The sequence below is a fragment of the Kribbella koreensis genome, assembly GCF_039525325.1.
In the GTDB taxonomy this organism is placed as follows: domain Bacteria; phylum Actinomycetota; class Actinomycetes; order Propionibacteriales; family Kribbellaceae; genus Kribbella; species Kribbella koreensis.
Genome location: NZ_BAAAHK010000009.1, coordinates 219,442 through 234,817, shown reverse-complemented (window position 1 = coordinate 234,817; position 15,376 = coordinate 219,442). Strand labels below are relative to the sequence as shown.

12 protein-coding genes are annotated in these 15,376 nt (G+C 69.0%); 7 read left to right on the top strand and 5 right to left on the bottom strand.

The window, feature by feature from the left end:
• Window positions 1-2 precede the first annotated feature (2 nt).
• Complete coding sequence (locus ABD116_RS20690) at window positions 3-662, bottom strand: MBL fold metallo-hydrolase (RefSeq protein WP_343972445.1); 660 nt, start codon at window positions 660-662, stop codon at window positions 3-5.
• Between the two features lie 14 nt (window positions 663-676).
• The gene (locus ABD116_RS20685; protein WP_343972442.1) at window positions 677-1,378 is read right to left on the bottom strand and encodes a maleylpyruvate isomerase family mycothiol-dependent enzyme; all 702 of its coding nucleotides are present in this window, start codon (window positions 1,376-1,378) and stop codon (window positions 677-679) included.
• Between the two features lie 127 nt (window positions 1,379-1,505).
• Here ABD116_RS20685 and uvrA point away from each other — a divergent pair, with 127 nt between their 5' ends.
• Both uvrA and ABD116_RS20675 read left to right on the top strand, forming a co-directional pair.
• Window positions 1,506-4,562 carry an excinuclease ABC subunit UvrA gene (uvrA, locus tag ABD116_RS20680; protein WP_343972439.1) on the top strand — a complete coding sequence of 1,019 codons (3,057 nt, stop codon included), beginning with the start codon at window positions 1,506-1,508 and terminating at the stop codon, window positions 4,560-4,562.
• A gap of 262 nt (window positions 4,563-4,824) precedes the next feature.
• Complete coding sequence (locus tag ABD116_RS20675) at window positions 4,825-5,343, top strand: Rieske (2Fe-2S) protein (protein ID WP_343972437.1); 519 nt, start codon at window positions 4,825-4,827, stop codon at window positions 5,341-5,343.
• A gap of 316 nt (window positions 5,344-5,659) precedes the next feature.
• Here ABD116_RS20675 and ABD116_RS20670 read toward each other — a convergent pair whose 3' ends face one another.
• Window positions 5,660-7,030 carry a S8 family peptidase gene (locus ABD116_RS20670; protein ID WP_343972434.1) on the bottom strand — a complete coding sequence of 457 codons (1,371 nt, stop codon included), beginning with the start codon at window positions 7,028-7,030 and terminating at the stop codon, window positions 5,660-5,662.
• Between the two features lie 198 nt (window positions 7,031-7,228).
• On the opposite strand from ABD116_RS20670, the gene uvrC reads away from it, so the two are divergent.
• Genes uvrC through ABD116_RS20655 form a run of 3 tightly spaced genes read left to right on the top strand, consistent with a single transcriptional unit; the run spans window position 7,229 to window position 11,067 of the window.
• Window positions 7,229-9,256, top strand: a complete 2,028-nt coding sequence (gene uvrC / locus ABD116_RS20665; RefSeq protein ID WP_343972431.1) for an excinuclease ABC subunit UvrC — start codon at window positions 7,229-7,231, stop codon at window positions 9,254-9,256.
• Window positions 9,257-9,262: 6 nt separating this feature from the next.
• The gene (gene rapZ, locus ABD116_RS20660) at window positions 9,263-10,129 is read left to right on the top strand and encodes an RNase adapter RapZ (RefSeq protein WP_343972427.1); all 867 of its coding nucleotides are present in this window, start codon (window positions 9,263-9,265) and stop codon (window positions 10,127-10,129) included.
• Entirely contained in the window at window positions 10,126-11,067 is a 942-nt protein-coding gene (locus tag ABD116_RS20655; protein WP_343972424.1) for a gluconeogenesis factor YvcK family protein, read from the top strand. The genes rapZ and ABD116_RS20655 overlap by 4 nt, the downstream gene beginning before the upstream one ends.
• Here ABD116_RS20655 and ABD116_RS20650 read toward each other — a convergent pair.
• Both ABD116_RS20650 and ABD116_RS20645 read right to left on the bottom strand, forming a co-directional pair.
• A complete protein-coding gene (locus tag ABD116_RS20650) occupies window positions 11,064-11,885 on the bottom strand; it encodes a hypothetical protein (protein ID WP_343972421.1) in 822 nt (273 codons plus the stop codon). The genes ABD116_RS20655 and ABD116_RS20650 overlap by 4 nt on opposite strands.
• A complete protein-coding gene (locus ABD116_RS20645) occupies window positions 11,882-12,391 on the bottom strand; it encodes a SigE family RNA polymerase sigma factor (RefSeq protein ID WP_343972418.1) in 510 nt (169 codons plus the stop codon). The genes ABD116_RS20650 and ABD116_RS20645 overlap by 4 nt, the downstream gene beginning before the upstream one ends.
• 171 nt (window positions 12,392-12,562) lie before the next feature.
• Here ABD116_RS20645 and whiA point away from each other — a divergent pair, with 171 nt between their 5' ends.
• Both whiA and ABD116_RS20635 read left to right on the top strand, forming a co-directional pair.
• Window positions 12,563-13,546 (top strand): DNA-binding protein WhiA, encoded by a 984-nt coding sequence (gene whiA / locus ABD116_RS20640; RefSeq protein WP_343972415.1) that lies wholly within the window; start codon window positions 12,563-12,565, stop codon window positions 13,544-13,546.
• Window positions 13,547-13,733: 187 nt separating this feature from the next.
• Entirely contained in the window at window positions 13,734-15,263 is a 1,530-nt protein-coding gene (locus ABD116_RS20635) for a M4 family metallopeptidase (RefSeq protein WP_343972412.1), read from the top strand.
• The last annotated feature ends 113 nt before the right edge of the window (window positions 15,264-15,376 follow it).

Genomic DNA, 15,376 nt, shown 5'->3' with positions numbered 1-15,376 from the left:
AATCACCAGCCGCGGGCGCGCCATTCGCCGAGGTGGGGGCGTTCGGTGCCGAGGGTGGTGTCGGCGCCGTGGCCGGGGTAGACCCAGGTTTCGTCGGGGAGGCGGGCGAAGAGTTTGGTCTCGACGTCGTGGAGGAGGGAGTCGAAGTTGGCTTTGACGCCTCTGGTGTTGCCTACGCCGCCGGGGAAGAGGGAGTCGCCGGTGAAGAGGTGCGGGGGACCGGTGGGGTCGTCGTAGAGGAGGGCGATCGAGCCGGGGGTGTGGCCGACCAGCGTGATCACCTCGAGGGTGAGTTCGCCGAAGTGGATGCGGTCGCCGTCGGTGACGGGCTCATCCGTGGGGACCGGGATGCCTTCGGCGTCGTCTCGGCCAGCGACGGTGGTGGCGTTCGTACGGGCCACCACCTCGGCCAGCGCCTGCCAGTGGTCGCCGTGCTGGTGGGTGGTGATGACACGGCTGATGCCGCCCTCGCCGATCACCTTGAGCAGGGTCTCGGCCTCGTCGGCGGCGTCGATCAGCACCTGCTCGTCGGTGAGCCGGCTGCGCAGCAGGTAGGCGTTGTTGTTGCCCGGACCCACGGCGACCTTGGTGATCATCAGCTTGGCCAGCTCGTGCGTCTGCGCCGGCCCACCGACGTGGACGTTGCCGTGATACTCCGTCATGCGCTCTCCTCGGTTCATCCCCAGGGCGGTGCCTGCGGCACGTCGCCACCCAGCTCACTACCGTCGCTCCGGCCGAGCACCCAGCTCAGCAGAGCGGCGCTGCCACCAGTGAGGATCCTTGCACCGGCCGGGGGCTCAGGCGACACCCAGGGTGAGTCCGTACTCCGCAACGCCACAGCGAACTCACTAGGCCACCTGCTGGTCGTGTAAGTGAGCAGCACGTCGCGGGACCCGACCGGTACGTCTTCGAACGTGTACCCCAGCCCCAGGTCGACGTGATGCACCTCCAGCTCGCACAGCCGTGCCGTCACTACCTGCGTCGCAGCACGGACCGCTCCACTCGGCCACGTCACCTCTGCCGTCCATGCCGCCGCCGGGAGATCCTCGAAGCGCTCCAGCAGCCGCGCCTGCGTGTCGGCGATGTCCTGGGCCTGCTCCCGCACCGGCCGGGCGGCCCCGTCAGCGATGTCCGACTCGCGCGCTTCCACCGACACGTACATTGGTTTACGGACGCCGGTACGGGCCCAGTCGCACAAGTTCACGAGCGCGTCGGCGTTGCGGGCCACATGGCTCAGTACGTGCCCGATGGTCCAGCCGGGCAGCAATGACGGCCGCAGTACTGCGTCGTCCGGTAGTTGGGTAACGGTGTCGAGCAGGCGCCGGCTCGCGGACGGTAACTCGGCGATCAGGCGGCTCGTTGGCTCCGGTGCGACCATGTGGGGACTCTATCGAATATGCTTTCGAAAGCGCCTGCGGAACCGGCGCGGAAGTTTTTGTCGGTGGGCCCGGTTAGCATCACGGACGCCCCTGGAAATCCCTCGAGAACGGCTGAGAGTAGAGCTTGTGTCTGACCGTCTGATCGTGCGTGGAGCGCGTGAGCACAACCTGAAGGACGTCTCGCTCGACCTGCCGCGCGACGCCATGATCGTCTTCACCGGGCTGTCCGGGTCCGGCAAGTCCAGCCTGGCCTTCGACACGATCTTCGCCGAGGGCCAGCGGCGCTACGTCGAGTCGCTGTCCGCGTATGCCCGGCAGTTCCTCGGCCAGATGGACAAACCCGACGTCGACTTCATCGAGGGCCTGTCGCCGGCCGTCTCGATCGACCAGAAGTCGACCTCGAAGAACCCGCGCTCGACCGTCGGCACGATCACCGAGGTGTACGACTACCTCCGGCTGCTGTTCGCCCGGGCCGGCCGCCCGCACTGCCCCGAGTGCGGCGAGCCGATCGCCAAGCAGACCCCGCAACAGATCGTCGACCGGGTGCTGGAGCTGGACGAGGGCACCCGGTTCCAGGTGCTCGCACCGGTGATCCGCGGCCGCAAGGGGGAGTACCTCGACCTCTTCCGCCAGCTCACCGGCCAGGGCTTCTCCCGGGCCCGGGTGGACGGCGAGACGATCCAGCTCACCGAGCCGCCGAAGCTGGACAAGCAGAAGAAGCACACGATCGACGTCGTGGTCGACCGGCTCGCGGTCAAGGGCAGCGCGAAGCAGCGGCTGACCGACTCGGTGGAGACCGCGCTCGGGCTGTCCGGCGGCATCGTCACGCTCGACTTCGTCGACCTGCCGGAGAAGGACCCGGGCCGCGAGCGCCGGTTCTCCGAGAAGCTCGCCTGCCCCAACGATCACCCCCTCGCGATCGACGAGCTGGAGCCCCGCTCCTTCTCCTTCAACTCCCCGTACGGCGCCTGCCCGGTCTGCTCCGGACTCGGCACCCGGATGGAGGTCGATCCCGAGCTGCTCGTCCCGGACCCGTCGAAGTCGCTCGACGAGGGCGCGATCCAGCCGTGGGCCGGCGCCAACGTCACGCAGTACTTCGAGCGCCTGCTGAGCGCCCTGGCCAAGGACCTCGGCATCAAGACCAGCACCCCGTTCGCCGAGCTGCCCGCCAAGGCGAAGAAGTCGCTGCTGACCGGCCACGAGACCCAGGTCCACGTCTCGTACAAGAACCGCTACGGCCGCGAGCGGTCGTACAACACGACCTTCGAGGGCGTGATCCCGTACGTCGAGCGCCGGCACGCGGAGGCGTCCAGCGACACCAGCCGGGACCGGTTCGAGGGCTACATGCGCGAGGTGCCCTGCCTGGCCTGCAACGGCGCCCGGCTGAAGCCGATCTCGCTCGCGGTGACGATGGGCGGCAAGAACATCGCCGAGATCGGCGCGATGTCGATCGACGAGGTGCACGACTTCCTGGCCGGCATGGTGCTGTCGCCGCGGGAGATGCAGATCGCCGAGCGGGTGGTGAAGGAGATCGGCGAGCGGCTGCAGTTCCTGCTCGACGTCGGCCTGGACTACCTGGCGCTGAACCGGCCGGCCGGCTCGCTGTCCGGTGGCGAGGCGCAGCGGATCCGGCTCGCGACCCAGATCGGCTCCGGCCTGGTCGGCGTGCTGTACGTGCTCGACGAGCCGTCGATCGGTCTGCACCAGCGCGACAACCGGCGGCTGATCGAGACCCTGGTCCGGCTGAAGAACCTGGGCAACACGCTGATCGTCGTCGAGCACGACGAGGACACCATCGACCACGCCGACTGGGTGGTCGACATCGGCCCGGGCGCCGGTGAGCACGGCGGCCAGGTCGTCGTGTCCGGCACTGTCGAGGACCTGCGCAACCACCCGGACTCGATCACCGGCGCGTACATCTCCGGCCGCCGGGAGATCCCGATCCCGGCTGTCCGGCGTCCGCTGACCGAGGGTCGCGAGCTGAAGGTGTTCGGCGCGCGCGAGCACAACCTCAAGGACATCGACGTGGCGATCCCGCTCGGGGTCTTCGTCGCGGTCACCGGGGTGTCCGGCTCGGGCAAGTCCACGCTGGTCAACGACATCCTCTACACGTCGCTGGCGCGGCAGATCTACGGCGCCAAGACGATCCCGGGCCGGCACACCAAGATCTCCGGGCTCGAGCTGGTCGACAAGGTGATCCACGTCGACCAGTCGCCGATCGGGCGGACGCCGCGGTCCAACCCGGCGACGTACACGGGCGTCTGGGACCACGTCCGCAAGCTGTTCGCGGAGACGCCGGAGGCGAAGGTCCGCGGATACCAGCAGGGCCGGTTCTCGTTCAACGTCAAGGGCGGCCGCTGTGAGGCCTGCTCGGGTGACGGCACGCTGAAGATCGAGATGAACTTCCTGCCGGACGTCTATGTGCCGTGCGAGGTCTGTCACGGCGCCCGGTACAACCGGGAGACGCTCGAGGTGCACTACAAGGGCAAGACGGTCGCGGACATCCTGGACATGCCGATCGAGGAGGCCGCGGACTTCTTCGCCGCGATCCCGGCGATCGCCCGGCACCTGACCACGCTGAACGAGGTCGGTCTGGGGTACGTCCGGCTCGGGCAGCCGGCGCCGACGCTGTCCGGTGGCGAGGCGCAACGGGTCAAGCTGGCGTCGGAGTTGCAGAAGCGTTCGACCGGGCGGACCGTCTATGTGCTGGACGAGCCGACGACGGGTCTGCACTTCGAGGACATCCGCAAGCTGCTCGGCGTGCTGGGCAGCTTGGTGGACAAGGGCAACTCGGTGCTCGTCATCGAGCACAACCTCGACGTCATCAAGACGGCTGACTGGATCGTCGACCTCGGCCCGGACGGCGGTCGTCGCGGCGGCACGCTGGTGGCGGAGGGTACGCCGGAAGAGGTCGCGGCCAACCCGGCGTCGTACACCGGGGAGTTCCTGGCCGAGATCCTGCACGGTCGCGCGGCCAAGCCGAGCGCGAAGAAGGCGGCGCCCGCTCCGGCCCCGAAGAGCACGGCGGTGAAGAAGACGGCCACGGCCAAGAAGTCCGTGGCGAAGAAGACTGCGGTGAAGTCGACGGCGAGGACCGCTGCGGCGAAGACGGCTCCGGTGAAGAGCACGGCAACGAAGAAGGCCGCGCCGGCCAAGAAGGTGGCGGCCCGCAAGCGCGCCTGAGAAGGTGCTGGCAGTTCAGCGCGTCGGCTGACGCGCTGGGGCCTGACTAGTACGTTCAGAACCCCCGCATCCGGGCTGCCCGGGCGGGGGTTCTGTGCGTTATTCGGTAAAGGCCGGGTGGGTGGTTGAACCATCTTGGCGACTGATCCGTGTAGCGAAGGTATCGACCACGGCCGGCGCCCGGATTTGGTGCGGTCGGCTACAACAGCAAGTAAGCAAGCGTTCAACTACTTTGCCAGCAGGCTCTTGGAGGTCCAGATTCATGAGCGACGACAGAACGGCAGAACTCGCCCGGGCGATCGACACGTTGCGTGACCGGCGGGCGGTGCTCCGCGGCGCTGCGGTGGCCGGTCTCGCCGGTGTCAGCGTGCCGTTGCTCGCCGCGTGCGGTGGCAGCGACGACGCGGGTACGCCGTCCGGCGGCGGCACCACGTCAGCGCCGACCAGCGCACCGACCTCGGCTCCTTCCTCCGGTACGCCGTCCAGCGGCGGCGGGGGATCGGTCCTCGGCCCGACCAGCGATGTGCCGGTGGGGGGAGGCAAGGTGTTCGACAAGATCGTGGTGACCCAGCCGAAGGCCGGTGAGTTCAAGGCGTTCACCGCGGTCTGCACGCACGCCGGCTGTCTGGTCCGCACCGTCGAGAACAACACCATCAACTGCCCCTGCCACGGCAGCAAGTACTCCGCCGAAGACGGCAGCGTCCAGGGCGGCCCGGCCCCGGCACCGCTCGCGGCGGTCCAGGTCACCGTCCAAGGCGGCAACATCCTCGGCCCCGCCTGACCATCCCGGCGAAAGAGACCCACACCCGCTGAGCTTGAACACCCAATGGCGACCTAGGACATGCCGTGCAATGTCCAAACCCCCCAGAAGGTGTTCAAGCCCACCGGAAGCTGGCCAAACCCGCCAGATGCGGGCTCGGACACCTGACGGTGACCTAGGACATGCTGTGCGATGTCCAAACCCGCCGGATGGTGTTCAAGCCCACCGGAAGCTGGCCAAACCCGCCAGATGCGGGCTCGGACACCTGACGGTGACCTGGGACATGCTGTGCGGTGTCCGGGCCCGCCGGATGGTGTTCAAGCCCGCCGGATGGTGTTCACGGTCGCGGGAAGGTGTTGACGGCGGCTGGTTGGTGGGTGGCTGGGTCGGGGGGACCGGCGTACAGGAGTTTGTTGGGGGAGCCGGTGCCGGGGTCGGGGAGTTTGTTGGGGGTGGTGGCGCTGAGGAGGGCGGTGGCGACGTCGGCGGGCTTGGCGTCGGGGTGCGCGCTCAGGTAGAGGGCGATGGCGCCGGTGACGTGGGGGGTCGCCATCGACGTGCCGCTCATCTTGGCGGTGGCGTCGGGCGAGGTGATGCCGACCGACTCGATGTCGACGCCGGGGGCGAAGAGGTCGACGCACTTGCCCCAGTTGGAGAAGTTCGCCTTCGCGTCCTTGTCGTCGGTGGCGCCGACCGTGATCGCCGCCGGCGCGTCGGCCGGCGAGTTGTTGCAGGCGTCCGAGGAGTCGTTGCCAGCAGCAACGGCATAGGTGACGCCGGAGTCGATCGACGCCTTGAGGGCCGCGTCCAGGGCGGCGTCGGCGTTGCCGCCGAGGCTCATGTTCGCGACCGCGGGCTTCTTCGCGTTCGCCGTCACCCACTCGATCCCGGCCACGACGGTCTCGGTGGTGCCGGAGCCGTTGCAGTCGAGCACGCGGACGCCGTAGACCTTCGCGCCCTTGGCCAGCCCGAAGTTCGTACCGGCGATGGTGCCGGACACGTGACTGCCGTGGCCCATGCAGTCGACGCCCTTCTGCCCGTCGCCGACGGTGTCGGTGCCGACCGCGGCGCGGCCGCCGAAGTCCTGGTGGGCGGCGTAGATGCCGGTGTCGATCACGTACACGCTGACGTTGTCGGCCGTTGCCGAGGGCTCGTACTTCTGGTCCAGCGGCAGGTCGCGCTGGTCGGTGCGGTCCAGACCCCACGGCGGGTTGTCCTGGTTCGCGCTGAACCGCTGGTTCTGCTGGACGAACGCGACCCGCGAGTCGCGGGCCATCTTCTGGGCCTGTTCCGGCGACATGCTCGCCGAGAAGCCCTTGATCGAGGCGCTGAACTGCCGGCGGACCTTCGCGTCGTACGAGGTCGCGAGGTTCTGCGTGGTCACCCGGGTCTCCGCGGCCGAGCGCGCCCCGGACAGCACGACGATGTAGCTGCCCGGAACGGCGGTCGTGCTGTCGGCCCCGCGGACGGCTGAGGTCGAGCGGGCCGCCGCAGTCGCCGAGGTCGACTGGTCCGCCGCGGTCGACTGGGGCGGTGGGGTGGGCGAGGAGTCGTCCAGGGGGATCACGCCGGCCTGACTGCTGGGCGCGGTGGCGAGCAGGCCGGCCACGGCGAGCGCGACGGCTGCCGTCGTACCGGCAGCGGCCCTGAGCCGAGGCCGAGGCCGGGTTCGACGCGAAGACCAGCGCGGTGTTGTCACTGGGGACATGGGCGGAACTCCCTCGAGTCAGCGCGGGCCCGGTTGCCTCACGCACGGATCCTGCACGTCAACCCTGAGTGACAAGCTACGGACCGCGCCCGCCCCAACCGCGGATCAAACGACCGCTATGAGACAACCCGCAACACGACCGTCGCCCGATCGCAAGGTGCGGCGTGATCTGTCGGCGCAGCGAACTAGGCTGGGTCGGTGGCTGATCCCTCCTCCTACCGTCCCGCCCCGGGGTCGATTCCCGACTCGCCCGGTGTGTACCGCTTCAGCGACGCCGGCGGGCGGGTGATCTACGTCGGCAAGGCGAAGAACCTGCGCTCCCGGCTGTCGTCGTACTTCCAGGACCTGGTCAACCTGCACCCGCGGACCCAGTCGATGGTGACGTCCGCGGCGAAGGTCGACTGGACCGTGGTGGCCAACGAGGTCGAGTCGCTGCAGCTGGAGTACTCCTGGATCAAGGAGTACGACCCGCGCTTCAACGTGAAGTACCGCGACGACAAGTCGTACCCGTGGCTCGCCATCACCCTCAACGAGGAGTACCCGCGGGTGATGGTCGGCCGCGGCCCGAAGAAGAAAGGCGTCCGGTACTTCGGTCCGTACAGCCACGCCTGGGCGATCCGCGAGACCGTCGACCTGCTGCTCCGGGTGTTCCCGATGCGCTCGTGCAGCAAGGGCGTCTTCAACCGGCACCGCCAGATGGGCCGGCCCTGCCTGCTCGGCTACATCGGTAAGTGCGCGGCACCCTGCACCGGCCAGGTCAGCCAGGAGGAGCACCGCAAGATCGTCGAGGACTTCTCGGCGTTCCTTTCCGGTCAGACCGCGACGTACGTGCGCCGGCTGGAGAAGGAGATGAAGGCGGCGGCGGCCGAGCTGGAGTACGAGCGGGCCGCGAAGATCCGCGACGACCTGAGCGCTCTCGACAAGGCGCTGGCCAAGAACGCGGTCGTCCTCGGCGACGGTACGGACACGGACGTGATCGCGCTGTCGGAGGACCCGCTGGAGGTCGCAGTGCAGATCTTCTATGTCCGTGGCGGCCGGATCCGCGGTCAGCGCGGCTGGATCGCGGACAAGGCCGACGGTGACGCGACGACCGCCGACCTGGTCGAGCGGTTCATCCAGCAGCTGTACGCCGGTGACAACGCCGACGCGATCCCGCGCGAGATCCTGGTGCCGACGGAGCCCGCGGGGGAGGAGGCCCTGGTCGAGTGGCTGTCGGAGTTCCGTGGCTCGCGGGTGGCGATCCGGGTGCCGCAACGCGGTGACAAGAAGGACCTGATGGCGACCGTCGAGCGCAACGCGCAGCAGACGCTCGCGATGCACAAGACCAAGCGGGCCAGCGATCTGACCACCCGCAACCTCGCGCTGGAGGAGATCCAGGCCGCGCTCGACCTGCCCGAGGTCCCGCTGCGGATGGAGTGTTACGACGTCTCCAACCTGCAGGGCACCGAGGTGGTCGCCTCGATGGTGGTCTTCGAGGACGGGCTGCCGCGCAAGAGCGAGTACCGCCGGTTCGTGATCAAGGGCGTCGACGGCCAGAACGACGTCGCCTCGATCGCCGAGGTGCTGACCCGGCGGTTCAAGCGGATGCTGGAGGACCGGGCCGGGATCCCCGAGGGGGAGGATCCGACGGCGTACCTGATCGACCCGGACACCGGCCGGGCGAAGAAGTTCGCCTACACGCCGAGCCTGGTCGTCGTCGACGGTGGTCCGCCGCAGGTCGCGGCCGCCCGGCAGGCGATGGACGAGCTCGGCCTCGGCGACATCCCGGTCTGCGGCCTGGCCAAGCGGCTCGAGGAGGTCTGGCTGCCAGACGACGAGGACCCGGTCATCTTCTCCCGTACGTCCGAAGGCCTGTACCTGTTGCAGCGGCTGCGCGACGAGGCGCACCGGTTCGCGATCACCCATCACCGCAATCGCCGGTCCAAGTCGATGGTCGAGAGCGTGCTCGACGAGGTCACCGGGCTGGGCGAAGTACGGCGCAAGACGTTGCTCAAGCATTTCGGGTCGCTGAAGAAGTTGCGCCAGGCCACCGTCGACGAGGTCGCCGAACTGCCGGGTTTCGGGCGCCGGACGGCCGAGTCGGTCGTACTGGCAGTGAACTCCGCGGCAACGAAGGCCGACACTTCCCGGGCACCGTCGGTCAACACCGCGACGGGCGAGATACTGGACGACGACGGGCCGGAGCTCACCGGCCTGCGCCACGGGGACCCGAACGGGGAGAACTGAGAACTGATGGACGAGTCGAGCGGCAACCTCATCATCGTGTCCGGAATGTCCGGCGCGGGACGGAGCTCGGTCGCGGACGTGCTGGAGGACCTCGGCTGGTTCGTGGTCGACAACCTGCCACCGATGTTCCTGACCACGATCGTCGAGCAGATCGTCGGCACCGGCGCCTCGCCGCGGCTGGCGATCGTGGTGGATGTGCGGACCGGGATGTTCTTCGACGAGCTGGGCTCGGCGATCCAGGACCTGCGGACCAAGGGCTACCGGCCGGTGACGCTGTTCCTGGAGGCCTCCGACGACGTGATCGTGCGCCGGCAGGAGAGCGTCCGGCGGCCGCACCCGCTGCAGGGTGAGGGCCGGCTGCTGACCGGGATCCAGCGCGAGCGCGAGCTGCTCGGCGACATCCGGGCCGGCGCCGACATGGTGATCGACACCTCGAACCTGAACATCCACCAGCTCGCCGCGAAGATCGTGAACGCCTTCGGCGACGAGGACAACGCCGAGCTGCGGGCCACCGTGGTGTCGTTCGGCTTCAAGTACGGGATCCCGGTCGACGCCGACGTGGTGGCCGACATGCGGTTCATCCCGAACCCGTACTGGCAGCCCGACCTGCGCCCGATGACGGGCCAGGACAAGCCTGTGTCAGACTTCGTGCTCGGTCATCCGCTGGCCCAGCAGTTCCTGCAGAACTATGTGGACGTGCTGGACACGCTGCGGACCGGTTATCTGAACGAGGGCAAGCGATTCGTCACGGTCGCGATCGGCTGCACCGGCGGCAAGCACCGGAGCGTCGCGATGGCCGAGGAGATCGGCAAACGGCTGCGCGAGAAGGGCTCACCGACGTTGGTAGTGCACCGGGATCTGGGGCGGGAGTGACGCGAGCTCCACGGGTAGTCGCATTGGGTGGCGGGCACGGGCTCGCCGCCTCGCTGTCCGCACTGCGTCAGGTCACCGACCAGCTCACCGCCGTCGTCACGGTCGCCGACAACGGCGGTTCGTCGGGCCGGCTGCGCAAGGAGCTCGGCGTACTGCCACCCGGCGACCTGCGGATGGCGCTGGCCGCGCTGTGCCGCGACGACGAGTGGGGCCGTACGTGGGCCGACGTCCTGCAGCATCGATTCCGTAGCGACGGCGAGCTGCACGACCACGCGGTCGGCAACCTGCTGATCGTCGCGTTGTGGGAGCTCCTCGGCGAGGCGGTCGACGGCCTGGACTGGGTGGCGAGACTGCTCGGCGCCCAGGGCCGGGTGCTGCCGATGTCCGCCGTACCGCTGGACATCACCGCCCGGGTGATCGGACTGGACCCCGCCCACCCCGAGGCAATCACTGAGATCCGTGGCCAGGCCGAGGTCGCCACCACCCCGGGCCATGTCGTCGACGTGGCGCTGGACCCGGCCGACCCGCCCGCTTGCCCAGAAGCCCTGGTTGCCATCGCCGAGGCCGACTGGGTCGTCGTCGGCCCCGGTTCCTGGTTCACCTCGGTCATCCCGAACTTGCTCGTCCCGGCTCTGTCGCGCGGTCTCCAGGACACGAGCGCCCGCCGGCTGCTGACCCTCAACCTCGGCGAGCAGAAGGGCGAGACCGACGGCTTCTCCCCGGAGACGCATCTCGAGGTACTGGCCGCCCATGCTCCGGACCTCCGGATCGACGTGGTGCTGGCCGACGAGGAGCACGTGCCCGACCCCGGATCCCTGGCCCGTACGGCGGAATCGCTCGGCGCTGAGCTGATCGTCGCCGACATCGCCGACGACGAGCGCCACCTGCACCACGCCCCGGACAAACTGGCCAAGGTCTACCGCGAGATCTTCGGTTAGCCCACCGGAACGGCGCCCCCGGTGTCCTCGAAGACGATCTTGCCGGCGGCGTCGTAACCCGTGACCTTGCCTGACACCGGTAGCCCGCCGGGTTGCTTCTCGATGCCCCAGGTGGCGAAGCCGGGGGTGACGAGGGCCTCCCTCGGGCTGCCGGTCACCGGCCTGCCCACCACCCGGACCACCGACTCGGGCACCCTGCTCCAGGTCATCGAGATCTTGCGGCTCTTGGTGTCGGCCTCCGGGGCCGGGGGCAGCGAAGGCTGGCTCGCCAGCGTCGTCCGCCGGTAGTTGTCGTCGCCTCCGCGGGGGGACTTGCCCTTCAGCTGGCACGTTACGGCGATCGTGCGATCGGGGGAGAGGATGACGGCCTGGAACCCGTCACCCATGCCGGTCTTGAGCGGAACGCTCCACTTGCTGTTGATCGGTCCGGCTTTGTCCCCGGAAGGTGGCATGTGCTCGCGCCATGTCTTGTCGCTTGGGCCGCACCGCGTGATGATCTCGGCGTCGGCCAGCGGACTGACCGACGGCGGTGGCTCGATCAGCTTGCCGCTGACGGGGTCGACGAGCTTGCCGGTCGTGACGTCCACCCGGAAGGTCTGCCCGCTGCTCCCCGCGGGCTGAGTGGCGTCGGGGCGGTCGGCCACCCAGGTACTGACTCCGGCGACCACGGCGGCCGTCGTGAGTGCGGCTGCGGTTGCGGTGGCGAGTCTCCGGGTGCGGGTGGTTCGACGGCCGCGGCGGACGATGTCGTCGACGGAGTGGCGGAGCGGGCGGCCGGTGTCGTCGGCGGCCTCGGTGAGAAGGTCTTCGATTCTCATGACGGGATCCTTTCGAGGCTGACGAGGAGTTCGCGCAGCTGCGTGAGGCCACGGGCGGTCTGGCTCTTGACTGTCCCGGGGCTGATGCCGAGGACCTGGGCCGACTCCTCGATGCTGAGGTCGGCGTAGTGCCGGAGTACGACGCACGCCCGCTGACCGGCCGGGATCTGGGCCAGGGCGGCGACCACCAGCTGGCGGGTGTCGATCGTGCCGACGGGGTCGGGCTGTGGCCGCCGCGGCTCACCCGGCTCTGCAGTCGCCTTTTCGCGCCGCCAGGGCCGTTTGGCCTGGTCGAGCACGGCCGAGACGACGACCTTGTGGGCATAGGTGTTGAGGCCGTGCTCACGGTTGAGCTCGGGCCAGCGGCGGTAGATCCGGACCAGGGCGTCCTGGGCGGCGTCCTCGGCCCGGTGCCAGTCACCGCACATCAGGTACGCCGTACGCCGCAGCCTGCCGATACTCGCCTCCGCGAACTCGGTGAACTCCGGCTCGTCGCGTCTTCGCATGCAGAGCTCCTCTCATTTCGGGAGGGGTAACGACAGGACCGGCACGAAAGGTTGCCGCAACGCGTAACACCAGCCACTTCTGACAGTTGGACCACAGGTGACCATCCACATCCATCCGAGCGGAGCGAGGATGGGGCGAGGGTCTTTGACAGGAGTGGGAGGATTCACTACATGGCGATGACAGCACAGGTGAAGTCCGAGCTGACCAGTATCCAGGTCACCAAACCCTGTTGCCGCAAGGCCGAGGTGTCGTCCGTGCTGCGGTTCGCGGGCGGTCTGCACATCGTGTCCGGCCGGATCGTGGTGGAGGCGGAGCTCGACAGCGGGGCGGCCGCGCGGCGGTTGCGCAAGGACATCGCGGAGATCTTCGGGCACCCGTCGGACGTGGTGGTGATCTCGCCGTCGGGAATCAGGAAGCAGACCAAGTACGTCGTCCGCGTGGTCCGCGACGGCGATGCGCTGGCGCGGCAGACAGGACTTGTGGACAACCGTGGCCGGCCGGTGCGGGGTCTGCCCCCGGCGGTGGTCTCCGGGGCGTCCTGCGACGCCGTGGCGGCTTGGCGGGGTGCGTTCCTGGCGCACGGGTCGCTGACCGAGCCTGGGCGGTCTTCGTCGCTCGAGGTGACGTGCCCTGGTCCGGAGGCTGCGCTGGCTCTCGTCGGGGCTGCACGACGGCTGGGGATCGGTTCGAAGGCGCGTGAGGTCCGCAACGTCGACCGCGTGGTGATCCGTGACGGTGACGCCATCGGCGCCCTGTTGACGCGGCTCGGCGCGCACGAGTCGGTACTGGCCTGGGAAGAGCGCCGGATGCGCCGCGAGGTGCGTGCGACCGCCAACCGGCTGGCCAACTTCGACGACGCGAACCTGCGTCGTTCCGCGCGGGCAGCCGTCGCGGCCGGTGCGCGGGTCGAGCGGGCGCTGGAGATCCTCGGCGACGACGTACCGGACCACCTGCAGGTGGCGGGCAGGCTACGGCTGGAGCACAAGCAGGCCAGCCTCGAAGAGCTCGGCCAGCTGCACGAGCCGGCGCTGACCAAGGACGCGGTCGCCGGTCGTATCCGTCGCCTGCTGGCGATGGCCGACAAGCGAGCCGCCGATCTCGGCATCCCGAACACCGAGGCCAATCTGACCCCGGACATGCTCGACCCGGCTTAGGACGCCCTAACCCTCCGCGGAGCGCGGAGGGCTGAAGGATTTCCCCTGGATTCCGCGCGTTTCCGGGCTTTTGTCCGCCCGATCGGTTCCGCTGAGCCATCGGCTCGGCGCATTGTGTGCGTGCCCATTCCACGGTAGGGGCCAGACCGGCTCCTCCCGTGGTTTCCGCCCCTGAGGGAGCACACACATGAAGCGCAGTTTCCGCGCGGGCCTGGCAGTTGCGGCGATCGCCGCCGTCGCCGGCCTGACAAACATCAGCGGTGTCCAAGCAGCGACGCCGACCGCCGACAAGGCCCCTTCGCCGCTCGGCGCGGCACAGGCCAACGCGGCCAAGCTCGGCCTCGGCAGCCCGGCCGATCTCAAGGCCCGCGATGTCGTCGTCGACGCCGACGGTTCGAGCCATGTCCGCTTCGACCGCAGCTACCAGGGACTGCCCGTGGTCGGTGGCGACTTCGTCGTCCACCAGACCAAGGCGGGTGCCGTCCGGTCCACCTCGGGTGGCGCCGGCGTGCTGAACCTGTCCGTCAAGCCGGCCGTGGCCGCCTCGACCGCGCTGGCCGCCGCCAAGCAGAAGGCCGGCAAGCAGCAGCTCGTCGTGTTCGTCACCGACGCCGGCCAGTCCCGGCTGGCGTACAAGGTGACCAGCACCGGTCGCAAGGCCGACGGACAGCCGACCGGGACCGAGACCTACGTGGACGCTCAGAACGGCAAGGTCCTCGACAGTTGGAGCACTGTTCAGGACGACCTGGGCAGCGGCGCCGGCCTGTACGTCGGTACGGTCGGCCTGGACACCACGCACGGGACCAGCAGCTACTCGATGGTGGACCCGGTCCGCGGTGGCAACGCGACGTACAACGCCGGTGTGCTGTTCACCGACGCCGACAACGTCTGGGGGACCGGTTCGAACAGCAACGCGCAGTCGGCCGGCGTCGACGCGCACTACGGCATCGCCAAGACGTGGGACTACTACAAGAACGTGCACGGCCGGAACGGCATCGCCAACGACGGGGTGGGCGCGAAGTCCTACGTCCACGACGGCGCCTACGTGAACGCGTCCTGGAGCGACTCCTGCTTCTGCATGAAGTACGGCGACGGCGACCCGAGCCAGGGGATCGGCCCGCTCGTCGAGCTGGACATCGCCGGTCACGAGATGAGCCACGGCGTCACCAGCCGGTCCGCGAACCTGCGCTACAGCGGTGAGTCCGGCGGCCTGAACGAGTCGACCTCCGACATCTTCGGTACCGCGGTCGAGTGGTACGCCGCGAACGCCTCCGACACTCCGGACTACGTCCTGGGTGAGGAGATCTTCACGGACTACAACCCGGCGACGAACTACATCCGGCGGCTCGACAAGCCGTCGCTGGACGGTGCCAGCGCCGACTTCTGGTCCAAGAGCGTCGGCCGGCTGAACGTGCACTACTCGTCGGGCGTCGGGAACCACTGGTTCTACCTGCTGTCCGAGGGCAGCGGCGCCAAGACGATCAACGGGGTCGCGTACAACAGCCCGACCGCGAACGGCGTCACGGTGACCGGCATCGGCATCAGCAAGGCCGACAAGATCTGGTACCGCGCGCTCACCACCTACCTGACCTCCCGGTCGGACTACAAGGCGGCCCGGGCCGCCAGCCTGTCCGCGGCCACCGACCTGTACGGCGCCGGGAGCGCCGAGGTGCTGGCCGTCGGCAAGGCCTGGAGCGCGGTGAACGTCGTCAGCTGACGCGGTCGACGAGCGGTGACGAACCGATGGCCCTCGGGAGAAGTCCCGGGGGCCATCGGATGTTCTCAGTGGTCTGCTCGGAAGGCTACCGGGGAGTCACGGTGGTTATATGT

Coding starts and splice junctions, on each gene's coding strand:
- ABD116_RS20690 (WP_343972445.1), bottom strand. CDS start 662: ATGACGGAGTATCACGGCAACGTCCACGTCGGTGGGCCGGCGCAGACG.
- ABD116_RS20685 (WP_343972442.1), bottom strand. CDS start 1,378: ATGGTCGCACCGGAGCCAACGAGCCGCCTGATCGCCGAGTTACCGTCC.
- ABD116_RS20675 (WP_343972437.1), top strand. CDS start 4,825: ATGAGCGACGACAGAACGGCAGAACTCGCCCGGGCGATCGACACGTTG.
- ABD116_RS20670 (WP_343972434.1), bottom strand. CDS start 7,030: ATGTCCCCAGTGACAACACCGCGCTGGTCTTCGCGTCGAACCCGGCCT.
- rapZ (WP_343972427.1), top strand. CDS start 9,263: ATGGACGAGTCGAGCGGCAACCTCATCATCGTGTCCGGAATGTCCGGC.
- ABD116_RS20650 (WP_343972421.1), bottom strand. CDS start 11,885: ATGAGAATCGAAGACCTTCTCACCGAGGCCGCCGACGACACCGGCCGC.
- ABD116_RS20645 (WP_343972418.1), bottom strand. CDS start 12,391: ATGCGAAGACGCGACGAGCCGGAGTTCACCGAGTTCGCGGAGGCGAGT.
- whiA (WP_343972415.1), top strand. CDS start 12,563: ATGGCGATGACAGCACAGGTGAAGTCCGAGCTGACCAGTATCCAGGTC.
- ABD116_RS20635 (WP_343972412.1), top strand. CDS start 13,734: ATGAAGCGCAGTTTCCGCGCGGGCCTGGCAGTTGCGGCGATCGCCGCC.